This window comes from Halonotius pteroides, from assembly GCF_003605635.1.
Taxonomy (GTDB): domain Archaea; phylum Halobacteriota; class Halobacteria; order Halobacteriales; family Haloferacaceae; genus Halonotius; species Halonotius pteroides.
On sequence record NZ_QMDW01000027.1, the window covers coordinates 1 to 19,379 of the forward strand.

11 protein-coding genes, 3 pseudogenes and 1 CRISPR repeat array are annotated in these 19,379 nt (G+C 53.1%); of the genes and pseudogenes, 4 read left to right on the forward strand and 10 right to left on the reverse strand.

Features of this window, described 5'->3' with window-relative positions; genetic code table 11:
• Positions 1–404 (forward strand): annotated as a pseudogene (locus DP106_RS13310) (site-specific integrase); the annotation flags it as partial.
• A gap of 185 nt (positions 405–589) precedes the next feature.
• Here DP106_RS13310 and DP106_RS13315 read toward each other — a convergent pair.
• Positions 590–2,236, reverse strand: a complete 1,647-nt coding sequence (locus DP106_RS13315; RefSeq protein ID WP_120086073.1) for an IS1634 family transposase — start codon at positions 2,234–2,236, stop codon at positions 590–592.
• Between the two features lie 45 nt (positions 2,237–2,281).
• Between DP106_RS13315 and DP106_RS13320 the strand changes: the two are divergent.
• A pseudogene (locus DP106_RS13320) lies at positions 2,282–2,812 on the forward strand (site-specific integrase); the annotation flags it as partial.
• Positions 2,813–2,946: 134 nt separating this feature from the next.
• Positions 2,947–6,702: direct repeats of the CRISPR family, unit length 30 nt; unit sequence GCTTCAACCCCACGAGGGTTCGTCTGAAAC.
• Positions 6,703–6,806: 104 nt separating this feature from the next.
• Here the strand turns inward: DP106_RS13320 and cas2 are convergent.
• The 7 genes and pseudogenes from cas2 to cas6 form a co-directional block, all read right to left on the reverse strand.
• A complete protein-coding gene (gene cas2, locus DP106_RS13325; protein WP_120086075.1) occupies positions 6,807–7,067 on the reverse strand; it encodes a CRISPR-associated endonuclease Cas2 in 261 nt (86 codons plus the stop codon).
• A 1-nt stretch (position 7,068) separates the two neighbouring features.
• Positions 7,069–7,410 (reverse strand): annotated as a pseudogene (cas1, locus tag DP106_RS13330) (CRISPR-associated endonuclease Cas1); the annotation flags it as partial.
• A 35-nt stretch (positions 7,411–7,445) separates the two neighbouring features.
• Positions 7,446–10,058, reverse strand: a complete 2,613-nt coding sequence (locus DP106_RS13335; RefSeq protein WP_120086077.1) for a CRISPR-associated endonuclease Cas3'' — start codon at positions 10,056–10,058, stop codon at positions 7,446–7,448.
• Complete coding sequence (gene cas5b, locus DP106_RS13340) at positions 10,055–10,816, reverse strand: type I-B CRISPR-associated protein Cas5b (RefSeq protein WP_120086079.1); 762 nt, start codon at positions 10,814–10,816, stop codon at positions 10,055–10,057. The genes DP106_RS13335 and cas5b overlap by 4 nt, the downstream gene beginning before the upstream one ends.
• Positions 10,813–11,856 carry a type I-B CRISPR-associated protein Cas7/Csh2 gene (gene cas7b, locus DP106_RS13345; protein WP_120086080.1) on the reverse strand — a complete coding sequence of 348 codons (1,044 nt, stop codon included), beginning with the start codon at positions 11,854–11,856 and terminating at the stop codon, positions 10,813–10,815. The genes cas5b and cas7b overlap by 4 nt, the downstream gene beginning before the upstream one ends.
• 4 nt (positions 11,857–11,860) lie before the next feature.
• Positions 11,861–14,074, reverse strand: coding sequence for a TM1802 family CRISPR-associated protein (locus DP106_RS13350; protein ID WP_120086082.1), 2,214 nt, complete (start codon positions 14,072–14,074; stop codon positions 11,861–11,863).
• A complete protein-coding gene (gene cas6, locus DP106_RS13355; protein ID WP_120086084.1) occupies positions 14,067–14,825 on the reverse strand; it encodes a CRISPR-associated endoribonuclease Cas6 in 759 nt (252 codons plus the stop codon). Before cas6 ends, DP106_RS13350 begins: the two co-directional genes overlap by 8 nt.
• Positions 14,826–15,260: 435 nt before the next feature.
• Between cas6 and DP106_RS15560 the strand changes: the two genes are divergently transcribed.
• Complete coding sequence (locus DP106_RS15560; protein WP_133305151.1) at positions 15,261–15,812, forward strand: hypothetical protein; 552 nt, start codon at positions 15,261–15,263, stop codon at positions 15,810–15,812.
• A 371-nt stretch (positions 15,813–16,183) separates the two neighbouring features.
• On the opposite strand, the gene DP106_RS13365 is transcribed toward DP106_RS15560, so the two are convergent.
• Positions 16,184–16,720, reverse strand: coding sequence for a DUF5790 family protein (locus DP106_RS13365; RefSeq protein WP_120086088.1), 537 nt, complete (start codon positions 16,718–16,720; stop codon positions 16,184–16,186).
• 163 nt (positions 16,721–16,883) lie between these two features.
• Between DP106_RS13365 and DP106_RS13370 the strand changes: the two genes are divergently transcribed.
• Positions 16,884–17,243 carry a hypothetical protein gene (locus tag DP106_RS13370; protein WP_120086090.1) on the forward strand — a complete coding sequence of 120 codons (360 nt, stop codon included), beginning with the start codon at positions 16,884–16,886 and terminating at the stop codon, positions 17,241–17,243.
• 215 nt (positions 17,244–17,458) lie between these two features.
• Here DP106_RS13370 and DP106_RS13375 read toward each other — a convergent pair whose 3' ends face one another.
• Positions 17,459–19,165 (reverse strand): right-handed parallel beta-helix repeat-containing protein, encoded by a 1,707-nt coding sequence (locus DP106_RS13375; RefSeq protein ID WP_165857902.1) that lies wholly within the window; start codon positions 19,163–19,165, stop codon positions 17,459–17,461.
• Positions 19,166–19,379: the final 214 nt, after the last annotated feature.

Consider the following 19,379-nt stretch of genomic DNA (forward strand, 5'->3'; position numbering starts at 1 on the left):
CTAACGAGGGATATTTGGAGGCACATTACGCTCGGCGGGCGAGCGCGGTGGCACCGCTGCCCGACGAGGAGGGACGCAAACCCGGTGACCAGCAATCCTGGACATCTGAACAACGCCACAAGCTTACCAGATATGTCGACGAGCGAGTCCAGGATACACTCAAGACGTACACGACACTCTCTGATGACGTCGATACCCTGGATAGGCAACGTGTGCGTTACGAGGCTCTGAAGGCGGCTCGTGACCGTGCCCTTGTGTTTGTGCTCGCGTACACGGCTGTCCGGGTTGGTGAATTGCTCCGAGACCCGAACGATCCACGTAGGCGCGGAATTCAGTGGGGCGAGCTATCGGTTGAGGATAGAGGTATGGATGTCTTCAGGAAAAAACAGCAATGGGATGTAGCACTCACTTTCGAGACCCAGATCAGTCAAGAGCATGATTTCTGTCACACAGGGTTCTAGTGATTAGCAGTTAGTCAAAATAATATCAGTATTAGAATATTTGTTGCTCTCTGCTTGAGACAACAATATTTTCATTTAGATATGAGCATAAATTATCTGAATTCCGAAAAAGAGGTCGTTTGAAGCACTTACTGTGCTTCATCGACCCCGTAAACTTCTACACTCAGATCAAGCAGTTCGAGTACTCTTCTCGGAACTTCAACATTCTCAGGAAGCACACGCTTGCCATCAACACGGCTGACAAGCATATTCTCGAAGCGTTGGAGAACACGCCGTCCGGTGGGCCGATACGTACTCGGCCCACCGGACAGCTCCATCGGCTCATCTGCATCCATCAGCGCAAGTCGTGCACGCCGCTCAATCAACGAATACACCAATAACGCCATGATCAGCACATATCCTAACGCTTCGAGTCGTTGGTGATCTTTCAGATAGACAGCTCCAACTCGCTTTGGGTCTTTCACCACCGGGAAAGATTGTTCAACGGTAATCTGCTGCTTATACTCCTTGAGAACACGTTTTGGCGGCCATTCTTCCGCATCTTCGATACTCGTGACCAGCACGTAACAACTCTCTCGCTGCTTGTAGGTGGTTATCGCCGCCGCGTCCCGTTGGACGCTGGCGGCGATCTTGTACACCGTTTCGTAGGGCTCCCAGTCCTTTGGAGGCCGTCCTGGCTTGTCACGGCTCTTCTTCTGCTCAGTTTCAACGACCTCTGCCTCGACCTCAAAGCATTCTTCCTGATGATCGTTGAGCCATGTCTTGAGTTCCTGCTTCGCATCTCGTTCGCACGCGAAGACGCGGGTCGAGAGTTCCTCGACCGCGTCTTCCAGGTCTTCTTCAGTAGTGTCCAGCTCCTTATCGATCCGCTTCTCGCTTCGCCCGTCTATTGTCGATGGTTTCACCACCACACACCGCAGTTGCTGTCCAGAGATCGTCTGTGTGTAGGATTGGATGTCGTGTGAGACAGCGTCCTCGCGGGCAGCAACTGACCCAATATCCTCCCAGTTATCATCTTCCCACGCGCGGTCGATGAGCTCATCGACCGCTGCGTAGTTACCGGGTAAGCGCGAAATAAGCGGGAGATTTTGACAACTTGCCCGGGCAAGATTCTCACCGGTGACGGCTTTGCTGTCTGCGACATAGACAATCGATTCGTCAGTGGGTAAGCACTGACGAATCTCCGAGATGAGTTCTTTGTTCCAGGTCGTATCTGCGCCGTTTCCATCGAAAATGTCCCCAGTGACGGGAATACCGCGGCTGTTAACACCGAGACCAATGTTGAACTGCTTGAGCTGTCGATCTCCATCGCGGCTGTAGCCTTTGGCGATGTTGAGGTCATCTTGCTGTCCGTCTTGTTCATACTCTCCATGGACTGACTTGGAGGTGGTATCGGCGTGGACAACGCCGATGTCCACGCCTTCAGTGGTGACCGCATTTGCTATCACAGAGTTGAGAACATTGCGTGGTTCTGCGTCTGCGATCTTATCTAAGGCCCAGCCAAACCGCTGATCATAGAGGTCTTCTGTAGTGATATCGTCCCCAAAGAGATTTTGCGGATCTTTGTTTTCAAAGAATTCAGAGAGCCGATACATCGGCTCTCCTTCGGTCAAGAAGTTCATCACAAGTCCAGCCGTGAGTGACCCAGGCGAGATCTCGGCTTGTGTCTCGTCCCAATCAACAATCTCATCGATCACTTCGACCAACCCAACCTCTTCACAGACGGCGTTAATCACGGGCAAGGGGCCAGGAGCGAAGTTCTCTAATCTAGTCACTGATGTTCAGTAGGTCAACGTGAACTTAGAAATTCACGGTCACGTCGAAAAAAGCAGCAGCTGACAAACTCGGGTCTCGAAAGTGAGGTAGCAAGCCTCCCCGATCCAGTGATTACCCCACTTCGGAGCTATCGAACACTGCTTAACCCACCAACAGAACGGTGGCCGGTGTTTCCAACGTTCGATCAGCGGACACTCGCGGCACTTGTGAAGGGTCAATTGGACAAGCCAAAGACACACGATCAGCAGCGTGAAGAGTATGCCCGTGATTTCTTACTGGCCCTCGACAAGGATATTTGCCCGTCGTCGATCACAACGGATGGAGCCCGGTCGATACTCCGGCGACTCTCGAACGCAGCGGAAATTGAAATCGAACATCCGAAACACGATTATCTGGCCCCACACGGGGGGCGGCGTGGAATGGGAGAAATTCTCGTCAGGAGCTTCGGATACACGGTTGCCGCCCGGTATCTCGATAACTCGGAGAAGATGGTTCGCAAGCGGTATTCGCACATCGAGGCTGATGAATTGGGAGATCTCGCGACCGAAGCAATTGCCGAGGTAGATTCTATTTGATATAGTGGAGGGTGCAACTGGTTGCTGGCCAATGGGGCCGTGTCGGTTGGTTCAACCTGATTAGCGCGATAATCACGACCAGATGGTTCGTCCGTAACACGACTTGTCGCTCGGGTGGATGAGGCCACACGGATTCTTCAACCCCACGAGGGTTCGTCTGAAACATACATCTTCGTCAGTGGGATTCGTGACGGTAATCGCTTCAACCCCACGAGGGTTCGTCTGAAACCCCGATACCCTCCGTTGAGTCGGCGATCTCATTCCGCTTCAACCCCACGAGGGTTCGTCTGAAACACATGATCGATGTCTTGCCCACTCGCCAAACGGTTGCTTCAACCCCACGAGGGTTCGTCTGAAACCATTGGAAGCGCGGTATCCTTCCATGCCAAGCAGCGGGCTTCAACCCCACGAGGGTTCGTCTGAAACTCATTGGGGATATGGCTGTTCAGTAGCTCACATTGCTTCAACCCCACGAGGGTTCGTCTGAAACCGCTCTGTACGGCCTCTCATGTCGGTTGTTTCGACAGCTTCAACCCCACGAGGGTTCGTCTGAAACTCCGCGTGTTCCGGGGTGGCGACGATGAGTAGTTGCGCTTCAACCCCACGAGGGTTCGTCTGAAACCGCTGCGGAGTGTGATATCAAAAAGATTGTCGTCGCTTCAACCCCACGAGGGTTCGTCTGAAACTAAGAACGCCGACTTTGATGATGGCCCATTCGGTGAGCTTCAACCCCACGAGGGTTCGTCTGAAACGATCTTTCATAACTTCTATTCGTGATTTTTGTGTTGGCTTCAACCCCACGAGGGTTCGTCTGAAACCAGATCATCGCTGGGCTTGAGCCCGATCAAGCCGAGGCTTCAACCCCACGAGGGTTCGTCTGAAACGTATCAGCGACAAGGGTTGCTGTTGCGTTGTCTGTGCTTCAACCCCACGAGGGTTCGTCTGAAACACAATGTCGTGGTGTGTATCGTAAATAATGTTGTTGCTTCAACCCCACGAGGGTTCGTCTGAAACTCGGCCAACCAGAGGCAGTTGAGTCATACGATACGAATGAGGGCTTCAACCCCACGAGGGTTCGTCTGAAACCCCAAGCAACCGCCACAAGTGGTTTCGCGGCAGTTGGCTTCAACCCCACGAGGGTTCGTCTGAAACACACATAGCCTATACGCCCGTACTACACACACGCGCTTCAACCCCACGAGGGTTCGTCTGAAACACTGATTCGCCTGCGTTGATTGAATCAATAGTCGGTGCTTCAACCCCACGAGGGTTCGTCTGAAACCCGATGGGGCCTACAATCTAAGCGATATGGTCTAATGCTTCAACCCCACGAGGGTTCGTCTGAAACCATCAACATCCCTGACGGCGTGGCTGAACAGTGGGCTTCAACCCCACGAGGGTTCGTCTGAAACGGGCGACGCGATGGTCGCCAACCACGTCCCGCAAGCTTCAATCCCACGAGGGTTCGTCTGAAACGCCACTGTTCATGCCGACGATCAACAACCACGCACCGCTTCAACCCCACGAGGGTTCGTCTGAAACTGGTTTTCTATCGCTTGCAGCCATTGCACGCCCTCAGCTTCAACCCCACGAGGGTTCGTCTGAAACTGGTTTTCTCAATATAGGTTGTCTCCCTTTCTGGGGCTTCAACCCCACGAGGGTTCGTCTGAAACTCACCGTCGAACCAACAGCGTCGGCGCGGCGGCGTGCTTCAACCCCACGAGGGTTCGTCTGAAACTCTCGCCGTTCAACTCTTGGTAGGCGTCAAAGAGGCTTCAACCCCACGAGGGTTCGTCTGAAACTCTCAACGTCACGGAACAGATAGATACCGATGTTGGCTTCAACCCCACGAGGGTTCGTCTGAAACCGACAACAATTCCTGACTTCACATTCCCACCCGCAGCTTCAACCCCACGAGGGTTCGTCTGAAACGTGAAGCATGAACGAGATAGGACATACACGCAGTACGCTTCAACCCCACGAGGGTTCGTCTGAAACTTGAGTGAGCTGGTGTCGGGCGGGCTTTCGTAGCGGCTTCAACCCCACGAGGGTTCGTCTGAAACCCGCGTTGGTCTTCAAGTTCCGAGGCGAGCGCGCTTCAACCCCACGAGGGTTCGTCTGAAACGATCGGTGTTGGCCCTGAGAGTCGACACATCGCGGCTTCAACCCCACGAGGGTTCGTCTGAAACTCGAGAGTATGAGTGCGAGCCCGCTCAACAGGCCAAGCTTCAACCCCACGAGGGTTCGTCTGAAACCCTGAATCGAAACTCAGGAATGTCAGCAAGACCCCGCTTCAACCCCACGAGGGTTCGTCTGAAACGCTATAGATTCAATTCAAAAGCCAACGTAAACCATGCTTCAACCCCACGAGGGTTCGTCTGAAACCAGTCACTCTGCAATGCAATGTTAAAAACGCAGATTGCTTCAACCCCACGAGGGTTCGTCTGAAACTATCTGCACGGCCAGACCCTTGGGGTGACACCCTCGCTTCAACCCCACGAGGGTTCGTCTGAAACCACCGCTGCGATCAACAGCAAAGTCGTCTGCGTTGCTTCAACCCCACGAGGGTTCGTCTGAAACCCTCACCGACTGGACACATGTCGACAATACAATCCCGCTTCAACCCCACGAGGGTTCGTCTGAAACCAACTGCAGTTGGTCAAGGCACTCATTGAGTTGCCGGCTTCAACCCCACGAGGGTTCGTCTGAAACACAACTTTGAAGCCGCGAAAAAATCGTTCAAGGAGCTTCAACCCCACGAGGGTTCGTCTGAAACCTCGCTGTCGCCACGCGGGATCTTGAGCCGATGGCGGCTTCAACCCCACGAGGGTTCGTCTGAAACGCGAGCTTGTCCGTCTGCTCTTCAGTCAGCGTGTGGCTTCAACCCCACGAGGGTTCGTCTGAAACCACAGCAAGTCGCACGTGGCGATCTCGTTGAGGAAGCTTCAACCCCACGAGGGTTCGTCTGAAACGATGACGCTCCGGTGCCGATCACGTGGCGCAAGCAGGCTTCAACCCCACGAGGGTTCGTCTGAAACCGGCCGCCGCTCTTTTCTGTCGGCTGTTCTCCAACAGCTTCAACCCCACGAGGGTTCGTCTGAAACGATCGTCGATGAGCGGCAACCGCGACGAACTCCCCGCTTCAACCCCACGAGGGTTCGTCTGAAACCCGTCGTTGTCAACAATCGGCATCAGTGCCGCCGGCTTCAACCCCACGAGGGTTCGTCTGAAACGTATGCTGCAGGCATCATTACGTGCGTTTGATCAAGGCTTCAACCCCACGAGGGTTCGTCTGAAACCAGCGGATCAGACAGGCCGCCAGAGAGCAAATAAACGCTTCAACCCCACGAGGGTTCGTCTGAAACTCGGAGCCCTCGAAACCACGCCCTCAGCCTTCCAAGCTTCAACCCCACGAGGGTTCGTCTGAAACATCCAACGGGACGATGTTGACGCCAGCGTTGATCCCGCTTCAACCCCACGAGGGTTCGTCTGAAACTCTCAGGGTTGACGTTGGCAGCCACGTCGTCAGCCTGCTTCAACCCCACGAGGGTTCGTCTGAAACGCGATAGTCGACGTGGACAATTCGGTACAATCGCCAGCTTCAACCCCACGAGGGTTCGTCTGAAACCGGAGGTCTGGGGGACATCGGCGTCGAGATTGCCCGCTTCAACCCCACGAGGGTTCGTCTGAAACTCGGGGCTGTCGATCCCCGCGACGTGACGGTTGAGAGCTTCAACCCCACGAGGGTTCGTCTGAAACACCGTTGTCGGTGACAGAGACCGTCTGTTCGGTCAGGCTTCAACCCCACGAGGGTTCGTCTGAAACACCTGATTTTCCACAACCTCACCTACGGCATACGGGCTTCAACCCCACGAGGGTTCGTCTGAAACCATGCCCGAAATACGGGACATAGGCGTCCTAACGGCCGGTTCCAATAAAGTCCTTCCGTCAACCGTCAATAACCCGCGTACCCCCGGGGGGTTGACGGAAACGACTACAGGAACCGCTGATCCTCAGTCGGATCATCGCCGTAGACCGTCCGATTGAGGAGAGTATCCGAAGATAGCTCGTAGATGATCGTCGACTCCCCGGGCTTCAACAGATCATCAATCTCGTTTTTCAACTGGGTGAGGTCGCCTTCCGATATCTCGCCTTCAAGAACCGAGTTCTGGACGTGAGTCAGATACCGTCGCCCAATCTTGAGTGCTCTCTGCGTGCGTTCAGCTTCCAAATCGTAGACCATTACCACGTACATCTCACCACCACCGCTGGAACGGATCGTACTGCTCGCCAGTGAGCAGGTGTTTCTTGAGCTTGTACGCTTCGAGCCGCATTAGGTACTGATAGCTGACCTTGCGGTTCAACTTCGGATGTTCAACCGTCTGTTCCAGCATCTCCTCGAACTCCTTCGTGTACGTCTTTCGACCCGATTCGTTCAACAGACATGAACCGAGTTCTGCCTCGAAATCGTCGTCCGAAATCTGGTTTCGGTTTATTAGCCGGAACAGGACACGGTCGGCGAGAACAGGTTTGAACAGATCGGCGAGATCAAGCGACAGCGAGTAGCGTCGCTCGCCCGGCTCGTGGAGGTAGCTGATTCCTTGTTACGTCTTGGTATGGTGTTGTCTCGGCGTTATAGTTCGGTATCAAGGACGGCATCGTCGAGGGCAATTCCTTTTCCAGTGTTGATCGCATACTTGTCGTCGTCTTCATCGATATCTGCGATTCTGAGATCCGCTGAAAGCTCCGTATCCGAGACTGGCACCGATACCAAACATGATTGAAGCTGTTGAAACATGGAACTCGCTTCCTGCCAGTGATTTTCATCTTTCGCCTGTTGATAGTTCTTGTACAGTTCTCGTTCGGAATCAGTGATCAACACCAATACATCGATAGTGGTGTACTCCTCGTCGATCAGTGAGGCAGTCCGTAGTTTATTTCCCTCGCCGTTGTTGTATGCAGTCACCAGCTCATCAGTCCGGTCACCGGTCTGAAGTTGGCCGTGCAGTTGATCATAATATCGCTCAATGCCATCAGAGATTACCGCTGACTCAGGCAGCGTAGTCCCGCGGTTAGTAACCAACTCATTAAGCACAATTTGTGTTGGCCGAAGCAACGATGCATCGCCATAGATCAACGAACTCGGGATATACTCTTGTTGGGGTGGACTATCCAACCGCCAGATCGTCACTGGGCGAGTGGGCCCACCAAAGGAGCGATTACATCGCCCTGCCGCTTGGACGATCGCTGGCAAGGGCGCAAAGTCACGATACAGTCGATCAAAGCTAATATCAACGCCAGCTTCGATCAACTGCGTCGAGATAGTCACCGTAGGCGTCCCGTCAAAGGGGGTCGTCGTGTCTGGATCAGTAATTAACCCAATTGCGTCGATCAAGAGCTGTCGATCAACCGGGCGTAGTCGAGTCGTCAACGTCGCTGTCAGCAATTCGGCCCCATCGCTACGGTCAGCTAAGTACTGAAGATAGTCATCTGCAGATTGTGCGTCTGGATCTCGATTCCGATGATACGATAGCAGCTGATCACCTAACGCAACTGAGTCTGCTGAGGATGCTGCTGCAGACATTGTTACCGCACAATCGACCGTATTGACGATCGACAATGTGTTCGAGGAGCCAGTTGTCTCACCAACAAGCTCCTCAGCAGCGGTCGCCAGTGGAAGCGGCCCGCCTTCACGTTCAAAGTATGCCTGCATGCTCTCATGGAGATCAAAGGTCACTCGGGGATTGTCAGCTAACACCGACCGACAGGCTTCGCCCAACCCAACCAACGGCGTTGGCGTAGGCGTCTCATCCAACTGGTCTACGAACCGTGGTTGGGTCGCTGTCATCAGAATAACTGTGGCATCGTACAGCTCAACACACGTCGATATGAGGTGGCCGATGAGGCCCCACCACTCATGCGGTGCCGCCTGCGGTTCGTCAATGATGATGACACTGTCGTGGAGAGCAGGCAGCTTTATTGACTGAACATTCCCGGGGCCAGCAAGGGTTTCGAAAAGTTGTGTGAAAGTCGTCAGTACCAACCCTGATCGCCATGCTTCAGCATGTAACGTTTCTCGGCCTGTGCTGTACCCCTCAGTGTGTAAGTCACTATCAGCAGTCCGTGTATCAGCTAGATGGTGATGTTTGGTATAGGGCTTTGAATGCGGTTTCAGTCCGAAGATAGATTGAATCTCACTGTCGACCTGATCAATAATCGATGTATATGGAAGGCTGTAGATCACCCGACTGTCTCGATTGGCCGCCCTAGTGAGGGCTGCCCGGAGGCCAGTGTATGTCTTCCCAAACCCAGTCGGTAACGTGATCTCGAAGACATTTGTCTGGGGATTGGCTTCGATTGTTGATGTGGCCCGGCCGTTGGCGGCCGTCTGAATTGCAGCCACCCGCTGTCGGATGGTTGCTGAGGCATCCGGAAGCTCAGCATCGGGGTGTCGACGATACCAGCGTGCTGGCTCGCCGTTGGGAAGCCGTGTCGAAGACAATCGATCAACTCGTTGGGTGAGCAACGAGGGATCAGGGCGAACGGTGGTTGTGAGCTCTGTCACGTTATCGGCGGTCGTCAGTCTACTGGCATCGCTCTTATCCGCAGCTACGAGCGTCGACCACAGATTCAGGCTGTACGCGTAGAAGTCATCGTTCCCGACAGTGCCGATGAGGTCACTGATTGCTCGCTGATAGTCGTCTGCTGAAAGCCCACGGATATCATCCCAGCTGAGGGCTCCCTCGGTTGTCGTCGTGATGATCTCGTCGGCAGCGTCAGCGGCCTGATCATCGATCGCCTGGAGTTGGTCATCACATCGATCTAATCGCTGTTGAATGTACTCGTCTGAGCGTGTGTATTCAGTCAGTGCTGGCTGAATATTCGGCAGTACGGAGTGGTGTTTTGCAACGGCGATGAACCCTGCTGCTGCGGTGGCATCACTACAGCCCAAAGCGTTGAGAATAGGGAGAGTGATCAGCGCACTCACCTCGCCGTGGTAGGTGTGTTTTGGACTGGGGGCCGCTGTGCGATCACCGGTCGCTACATACTCTTGGAACCACGGTGTGAGTTTTCCAAAATCGTGACTCCATGCGACGGCCCTTGCAACTGTCGACCACACCTCACCAAACGGCGTGTCTCCACGATCGGTGCTCAACGCGGCGGCTGCAGCTGCGACCCCACGACAGTGCGCATCAAGCGACTGGGTGGGGCGTGCATCGAAGGCTGCTAGGGCCCGCTGTGTCATCGGAAGCAAACGGTTCGATCACCGACTGTTGCCACCGCTGCATCGGGAGCACTCAGTGTTTCGCCGGCCGGGGCATACGCATACGAGGCGAATCCGGTGGTTTTCCGGCCGTGATCGTCAGCTTCCATGAACGCTGGTGATCGTTCCATTTGGAGTGGTGTCCCGGGTGTGGGTACCACATGAGCCTCGGGAACTGTCGATGAGATTGCTTCGGTGTCGCCGCCCTCACTGACCGTCGTTCGCTCCACATCTTCGATTGAGGCCAGACATTCAGTCTTCCCCAGTGAGGGAGTATAGACAGCCCGTCCAGACTCAAGATAGTCGGTCAACCGATCGAAGGTTTCGGTGTCATCCAAGATCAGATCGATCCGATAGGACGCATCAACAACATACTCGAAGGTGCGACGTTTGCGCTCTGCAGCGATTGTTTTGGGATCGATGACTGTCTTGCCTGAGATGCCCTCTGCTGATTTGATGTCGCCACTGGTCGTCGGGAGAGTCAACATCGGGATTGCCTGAGTGGTAAGCGAACACGCTGGTGAGATCGCCATCGCTGAGGCCTCCCGACTGAAGGTGTCATAGTAGGAGTCTCGAGGCTCACCGAGGATCGCCGCCAGCAATCCGGCAACGGTGGTTCGCGGGATCACCCGATAGGTGAGCTTCTCGGTTGTGGCATCGATCCGTCTGAAATGGGCAAACGGGCCACTAACCGTAAAGGAGAGACACTCCCGGCCAGTGACATCCAGTGAGGTACTCATGCGTATGGATCGTGTTCGGTGACGGTATCGGCACCAACGGCGGCTTCCAGTGCCTCCACCAGTACGTCTGGGCCGCCCGTTTCGTCGCCGGCTTCAACGGTTAGATGTCGGTCGGTAGTGAGATGCACCGTCTCGATGTGATCGCTGTACGCTTCGAGATCGGCCAGCAACCCATCGATGTTCAGGGTGACATCTGTGATATTGCGCAACTCGGTGTCGGGTACATCGCCAGTCAGCTCCAGTCCATCATCGAGCGTGCCGATGTGGAATTCGTCGGTCGTATACTCAACACGGAGGTACAGTCGCGGTTGATGGCCCATCTTTGAGCGTGTCAGCGTCTGGTTTTTAACGGCCCGCCAGAGGGCGGTATCCAGCCGATCAACATCCGTCTCGCTAAGCAGTGTATCCTCCGCGGCGACCTCGTTGACAACACCATGGAATGGGATCAATGCATACTGAAGTCGGTTGTCGGTCGCAAACGTTCCCTGTTCATTTTCCTCACTACTGGAGACAACCGTCGAGAGCTGTTTTGATTCGCTCTTCTGGACAACCGTATTCAGACTCCGAGCATGGCTGAACTGTACCGGGCCGATAAACTGGCCAGGGAAGCCCTCGCCAATCTGATCTTGGAACTCACTGCTGAACGAACATGTGGCACCGAAGTACCGAACATCGGTCGCATGCTGCAGGAAGCTGACGGCGGCTTCGTTGCCACCCATTTCTTCAAGTTCATCTTCCTCAAGCCCAGTGACCCGGGTAAACAGTTCATCACGGCCCGGAACATCCTCAATCGTGCTTTTCGAGGGGTTTTTGACGTAGATTCCGAAGTCATCGTCGTCGAGTTGGTCGCGAAGATACCGCTTGAGACGGACATCGGTCACCACGGCGGCGCCGGTTGTCTCATCAATACGAGGCTTATCGTTGGCAGACAGAGGATTCCCGTTGGGATTGGTATCTTCGGCATCATACAGGAAGACGATCTCTGAGCGGTTGTCTACAACATCGGTACCATCAGGGTGGGCGGCGGTAGTGTCTGTCATTGGCTTAGTTGGCGTCGGGGGCTGCAGCTTGTTCGTCGTCCTGTTCGTCAAGATTCGTATCGCTGAGGCCATAGGCAATACCTAAACTGTAGAGCCACTGCAGTTCGGCTTCGGTCAGTGACCACTCATCTGGATTGGCCGACAGCATGAGATCCGGCAGCCGATCGGTGTATCGGCTGTTGGTTCGATACGATCGGCTCTTGTCGGCCTCAGCATACGAGTTGTTCATCTGGAGTACCTCCTTGGTGACTTCCGTGATGGTCTGCTTGGTCAGGTAATCAACAGGGTACCGTCGCACCAAGGTTGAGCTAACCCCCTCGAAATCTTGGTAGGCAGTGATGCGGCCGACCAAGCCCCCAAGGAGGAAGATCGCTCGTTCAGGGTCAGCTTCTATGGCGGCATGGGAATCCAGGAACTGTTCAAGTCTGTCGTCGCGTGAATCGTACTCGGTGTCCATAGGGTTGGTGTCGAATGAAAGCGTCTGTGCTGTATCAATGAGCCCAGCGTCGGTGAGGGCCCGAAGTTGTGCATACTGTTCGACGACACTGCGTTTTGGAAACGCGATATACCCATCGTCGGAATCGAATTGCTGTCGTTGCTCCTGTATCAACTGATGGATATATCGCTCAAGCAATGACGTAGCTGCCAACTTCCCGCCGGTGACCAGCGTTTTCACCGGTTGGAAGCGGCTGTCGTCGGCCGCTCCTGCCCCAGGTGTATCCGAGGCATTACGGCTGCTGCGAGTTGGTTCGGTTGTGCGTCGGAAATAGCCACCATAGAGGATGTACCGATGGAGGTTCAATTCCCTGCCCAACAGAGGGCTGGCATCCGGAGTTGGGTTGTCATGGAAGATGCCATCGCCGCAAAATGGTGCTGTGTCGGTAGCCCGACTGTGAGCATTCGTCAGTGCCATCGCGCGTGAAACGCCATCCAACGAATCGAAAAATACGCGATCTGGGTTGCCAGTCACTTGATAGACGACAGCCACACGAACATTTGAATACTCCAAGTCGGTGCCTGAATCAAACGACAGGGCATCTGGGAGTGATTCCTCATCGGACATCTCACCACGAATCTCATCGAAGATATCCGAGACTGTGGCATCGAAGGTGCCGTCTTCACCGGTGTCTGCCCCTTGCAACGCCTTGTAAACCTCCGAATAGAAGGCCTCGAAGGTCTCAGGGTCGAGATCGGACTGACGGGTGGTGAGATACGGCAGGACATACAGCCGACGACTGTTGCCAAGCCCTCGGAAGAAGTCATCAAACACTGAACCGGCGACCGAAACCGCCGCGGCCACATCGAACGACAGTGGTCGGTTGCGCCACGCGGATTCACCTTCGGTGTCGAGATCGGCGAAGTGTTCGCGCTGCTTCTTTCCGAACATTCCGAAGAGACCGGGGGAGCCACCAGTGACGGGTTCGGTTTCATCGCTGACGTAGCCGGTGGATTCGCCGCGGGCATCCTCAACTGAGATGCTGGTGAGGCGATCGGCCTTTTTTGCCCGCATTACGTCATTGAAGATCGGAACTTCAGCGGGGAACTTGTAGGAGTCTTCACCCGGAAGTTTCACTCGGACGGTGATCAAGGCCTCCAACTCATCCTCTTCGCTGTCGACCAACGACAAGAACGAGTCGGCCAGCTGCTCCATCGTGTTGTCGTCATCTCCCAGAGCAGCCATCGCCTCAAGAATGGCTGCATCCTCGGGTGCAGCGGCTTCTTTGACCGTCTCGGCGTACTCACTTTGGGCCCATCCAGTGAATCGATCTTGGATGTTGTTGGTGCCCCACGCATCATCGCGAAGCCCGGCCAGATGGTGGGCGTCGGCTCCCTTGTGGGTGGTAATCGAGTAATCCGTCATTGAGCTTGTTTTGCCCTCGGGATAGGCGTGGCCGACGCGATAGCGATCACTCTCGGTGAGCGTTGTGATCTCGACGGGGCCATCTGTTGTCTCAGCGGTTCCCAGAGTGGGATTTTCCGGATCCGACAGGTCGGCATACACCGTGATCAAGCTGTCTGGCTCACCGAAGAGACCGCTTTTTGCGCGTGGGGTGAGATATGCAAGATGTTCGGGTGCGAGATCCCAATCAAGGGCCTCGGAGGTGGCAGCATCGTACCAATCGAACAGTGAATACTGCCAGGCAATCTCATAGAGTGAGGCCGGAATTCGATCTTGGAAGCGATCGACGGCCGTGCTGGCTGGTGTGTTACTAGACATTGGTGATGTTGAGAAAGCCCAGCCCGAGGCCATTTCGTTCGCCGATGCCGGTATCCAACGCCAAGTTGAGGTGGCGACGGTGGTCGTCATCCCGCACCTGATACTCGAATCGCCACTTGCTCAGGACATAGGTCATCTCTTGGCCAGTGGTGACCGTCACCGGGATGGCGAAGGTTTTGATCAGCTCGTAGCTATCGAATAGCTCGTAGTCGGTGTCACTGGGCCCCGGGAGGTAGTCCGGACAGAAGCGATTGTGCTTCTGATCGAGATTGTTCTCAACTTGGGTGATGAACGGTTCCATCGTATGTTCTGGTTGCCAGAAAATAGCTTCATCACCGTCTGGTTTGATCCCATAATCATCAGCTTTCCATTGGGGGATACGGACTAATACACCGGTGCCGCTCTCGATGGTGCCTTCGGTACCGGGCTCGCCGACATCGGGTTCGAGTGAACTCACGTCGTCGACGTGGAACGGCATTTCGCCGATATTCAGCTCTCGGTCATCCAGCAAGTCTGCGGCAACGTTAGCCAGCAGCTCCTCGTCCGGTGAGCTAACTAACAGCTTTCGGTCGTCGCCGGCCTCCATGTCGTGTGGTGGGAACGGGTTCGAATACGCGAAGCCGGGGGGCTCGCCGTTGTCGTGGCGGTCGTCGTATGGTGTGTCTTCGAGTGCGTTCCAGATCCGACCTCGGAGTTTGTGGTGGTAGTCGTTCTGGTAGGCGGCGTCCGATCGGGCGGACAAATGGACCATTACACGCACTTGGATGACTCACCTCTGTAGCGGGGAAGCATACAGTCTGTCATACAAAGAACTAGTACTAAAAATGATGTCACGCCGAGTGAAAGTAAAATAATTTATTCCGGTTTCTTAAACATGAACATAACCAGATGTACTAACGCAATCTAGTTATATTATTAATGAGTTTCAGATCATAATCCTGTGAGTCTTTAACGACTTGTGTATCAAATCGCTAACGCAAACAAACCCAAACCGCTGAAACCGGCGGATTCCACCGTTTTATCGATGCCAGCGAGATTGGAACCAACGAACCGCTATCGGTTTGTTATGATAACCAGCTATGTTTACACGATCACCATTCAATTTCTATCTGAATTATGATAAAAATCATTCAGATACACTGAATACACCGGAAAACTGTATATTCCCGGGAAATTGAGTAGCAACATGCACGATGAAACAGACCTCGGTGAAGTCTGTCCCGAATGTGGAACACACCACCGCGTTATTGAGTCGATACCTGCCCAGCCACTCACTCAATCGCTCGTAGAAGAGCTTCGAGAAAGCACCAACTTCACTTTCGTCCGAGGGACGAATTGGATAAGCGCGGAAGACCTCGGCCTGAGCACTGATCAAGAAGTGACTGAAGACCTTATCATCGGAACGCAAACAAAGGCACTCTATCTCCAGCTCTACGAACCAGGATGGGTCGTCGAAATTGAGGAGAAGCCCTTCGAAGACGAGGATGAAACCGTCGAGGATGTTGCCCAAGAGATATTGCTGTTTGTCAGTCACGACCGAGAAGAACTGCTGTTTGAGATGCTTGAAATAATTAGCACAGAACTTGATCCCACATACGATTGCCCAGAATGCGACTACCTCGAAACCGGTGGAAGCACATTGGCTCGAAACTTCCTTTTCCATCTCACTGAAAGCCACAACTACACCGGTGAAAAGGCCCTTTCAGTTCTTGAAGAGTGCACGCTTGATTCCGGATGAATCACTCTATGACTCCGCTTGGTAAGGTTCCTCAGATTGTATATTTTTCGTGAACTTTGGATTCTCTGTGTAGAATCCTAAGTTGGGGACGGATTAGCAAGGTTTCTTTATATATTACCGGACGCCCGGTACCGGTGGCTTGTAGTTTCCAAAGTTGAGTGGATGCCGAGTGCCCTCAATAGCCGACTGCGGACAACTCTGTGCCATGAGCACGGCCTACGTATCGAAACAACACCCCGTGTGCCGAGTGAAACACACCAGCCTGCAAGTGTATTTGCTCTCCGGACATGGTGGGGTGTCTCCAGCACATCGCAAGCAGACACACCACATTTCCGCTGTAATCCAGTGCTCAACAGACTCGCTGCCGGGAATTACGAATCACCGCTCGTATCCGTCACTTCGAGCTGTTCGTCGGCCGCTGACTCTTGGGCTTCCTCGTCTGCTTCGTCGCTGGCGGCGTCGTCAGCCGTACTCTCAACTGGCTCTTCCGATTCCTCGTCACTGGAGGCGGCGGCTGAGGCCGACTGCACATCGACCGAATACCCAGCGAGGGCCTCACGCAACTCTTCGCTGGCCGATGCAATCGCTTCGAGTGTGGCTACCGTCTCCTCCAGCTCACTGATCGTTGTTTCTGTCTCCGTAGCATACTCCGAATCGAAGGCATCCGCACGCTGGCCAAGCAGGAACGTCTTCTTCACGTCTGCAACAGCCGCCTCAGCCGTGTCAGGATCTATCGTCTCCTCAACCAACTCCAAGGCAGCGACGACTGTCTCGGCATCGTGCTCGACGATGTCAGCGTGACTCGGCAACGCTGTAGTGGCCGCTGTCAACGACTCCTCAATCTCTGACTGGATGTCTGCAGTCGCTTCCGTGAACAGCTCCTCATCATCAAAGCTCGCCTGTGACATACAGACGGCCACGGGAGGCGACCGAAAGAGGGTGTCGAAGGTGAAAGTATAGGATGATCCTGTGAGTCAGTCCCACCATGCCCAGCTTTGCTATTCAGACGTACACTACGTACGAGGAATTTGCAGCAGACTGGTCAGCCCCTGACAAAGAGACACGGATGACGTGGCACTACTCGAACAGATCGACGATGACGAAGTGCTGGTTGAGCTGCCTCAGTGGCTTGCAGACGAAAACGTCGGCTACACACAGGGCTCAGTGCCCACAGCTTTCGTTGGCCGGATCGCTACTGAATCCAATGAAGCAATTCAACTCGCCGACTCCGCCGCTGCCAGATCAATCCGAAAGCTCGCTCATCGGATTTCCCAATTAGAACAGAGCGATTCCGACGAGCAAGACGACTGGTTAGACGACCGGCTTACTGAACACCGCGAGGAGTTCAACCAACGCAATGACGCTGTCTCACTGAACGATGAATGGCTCCCCAAATCAGCTATTGTCCAAGTCCTCAAGCGACAGGAGTGATCTCTCACAGTGCGAGGCTACACCCCACCATGACGAGTGAAAACAACCCGTTATTTTCTGCCAGATTCTAATGGTGTGTGATCCGTCATGCAAGATGCACAGCGCGTATGCAGCATCTGTATTCTTCGTGAGGAGGTGGGCAACCCTCAAGACTGAAAAAGAGGAGACAAATGCTGATCAGCGACAACAACTATATTTCCTGAAATTTTGAGATTTCACCCCTCATTCGGGGACAATTCAACTGGGACTCTTAGTACAAAATCAACTGTCGCTTCCGGTTCATCAGGGTCGATCTCCAATTTTATTGGCCCTCCGCTGTTCGTAACGTCAACTTTGTATGGGGTGCCAATCGCCCGTGGCTCGCCAACGTTCTCGACAGAAACACCTTCCGGCATGGTTATTGTGATATTGTCTGATTTCCCGTCTGCACTAATCTGTGAAAGAGTGACTACCAATTCCTGTTCATTTGATTCGCTAATATCCTCAGGAATAACGCATGAATTTGAAATTTGCACTGTTCCGCTTGTCGTCGCCGATGAAAGCGTTGTCAGCGAGGAGTCAGTATAGTACGGATACATTGTGACATTGTACCCTCCAATTGCGCCTCCTGATCCGCAGAAGGTTCCGCTGGGGCCATCAGCTGCTCCCCAATAGTTGCGAGAAGCGTTGATCATTTGCTTTGCATCCCATGCATCAAGCGTCCCTTCACTCCCACCAGTCAATATAGACTCATGAATTTGCCAACTCCCTTCAGAATCAATCACATCAATCGACTTGTCCCCCATATTTCTGAACTCTGAGTCATGAACGGTGGCGTTACCAGTCGCGTTTGAGGCATCTATTCCGTCTCCGTCAGTATCTCTTACCGTGAGATTACTTACCACAAACTTCCCATCAGATTTTTCTGCGTTAATTCCATTATCAGCAGTTCGGACACTCGTATTTCGAATTATTGCTTTACCCGAAAAACCGTCATCAATTTCAACTGCATCATCGGACGTATTTCGAAGAATAACCGATTCTATCCTCCAATTCCCATTTGTTTCTGCGAGATCAATTCCTATATCCGGATTAATAATTGTCGTATTTTGTATGACTGCTTCGCCAGATGCTTTTCGAGCATTAACTCCAGTCTCTCTACTTTCCATCCCTGGATTCTCGATAATCGTGTCTTTTATTTTCCATTCTCCAGTGGCTTCGTAGGCATTAATACCTCCTTGTTTCAAATATGATGATTTTATTATCCAGTCAGCGTTTGATCTGAAAAACCTAATTCCGGGACTTAGATTTGTGATTTGCACCGATCTTATAACCGGATTTCCACCGGTTTCAGTAGCAATTATTCCTGCTCCGCTATCATCTGATAGTGCCTTTATTTGTGTATTAACAATGGCTGGGCTGCCAGTACTATCATACATATCAATACCAACATCGTTCGTCTCAATCGTTGTATTGGCTACACGCCAGTCTCCGGTTGATCCATAGTTTAGAATACCACGTTCAACCTTTCTGATAGTTACATTACGAATTTCCAAATCGTTGTCTGAAAACTCATTATCGATGCCAAACTGCCAACCGGTTATGTGAACTCCAACTATTTCGGGCTCCGCATCATCAGAAATGCTGATCCCTGTAGAGTCGGTTATTTCTGATTGATTTGAAATATCGACAATTCCATCTGTGAAAATTACTACATTTTTGTCGATATTTATTGATTCTCTATACGTGCCTGATTGGATTTTGATACGATCAGAGTCACTTGCGCTGTCTATTGCGTTTTGAATTGAACTGTGATCACCAGTCCCATCAGTGGCAACAACGATGTCTGCTGACTGTGCCGCTGCACTTCCAGTCATGGCTATTGAGAGTCCTACCAGAACAAGCACAGCCGTGGATATCCACGAATACGTCTGGTCATTCATATTATGCTCCACCATATTTGAATGAATTTATATTATTACGGGTGATACCACTGCAAGCCGTGACACCAATATGTTGGTACCGTTTCCAACTTCGCACGCGTGACATTGAGTCATTATGCCTGTTGGATTGTAATAAAACTGTGTGTGCCACTGGCTTGGTGCACTCATACATGCTATCTAACGGATTTCAATTGGAATCGACTGCTGAATCCGA

Excerpts from the sequence above, each read along its gene's own strand:
- cas2 (WP_120086075.1), bottom strand. The coding sequence starts at position 7,067 with ATGTACGTGGTAATGGTCTACGATTTGGAAGCTGAACGCACGCAGAGA.
- DP106_RS13335 (WP_120086077.1), bottom strand. The coding sequence starts at position 10,058 with ATGACACAGCGGGCCCTAGCAGCCTTCGATGCACGCCCCACCCAGTCG.
- cas5b (WP_120086079.1), bottom strand. The coding sequence starts at position 10,816 with ATGAGTACCTCACTGGATGTCACTGGCCGGGAGTGTCTCTCCTTTACG.
- cas7b (WP_120086080.1), bottom strand. The coding sequence starts at position 11,856 with ATGACAGACACTACCGCCGCCCACCCTGATGGTACCGATGTTGTAGAC.
- DP106_RS13350 (WP_120086082.1), bottom strand. The coding sequence starts at position 14,074 with ATGTCTAGTAACACACCAGCCAGCACGGCCGTCGATCGCTTCCAAGAT.
- cas6 (WP_120086084.1), bottom strand. The coding sequence starts at position 14,825 with ATGGTCCATTTGTCCGCCCGATCGGACGCCGCCTACCAGAACGACTAC.
- DP106_RS15560 (WP_133305151.1), top strand. The coding sequence starts at position 15,261 with ATGCACGATGAAACAGACCTCGGTGAAGTCTGTCCCGAATGTGGAACA.
- DP106_RS13365 (WP_120086088.1), bottom strand. The coding sequence starts at position 16,720 with ATGTCACAGGCGAGCTTTGATGATGAGGAGCTGTTCACGGAAGCGACT.
- DP106_RS13375 (WP_165857902.1), bottom strand. The coding sequence starts at position 19,165 with ATGAATGACCAGACGTATTCGTGGATATCCACGGCTGTGCTTGTTCTG.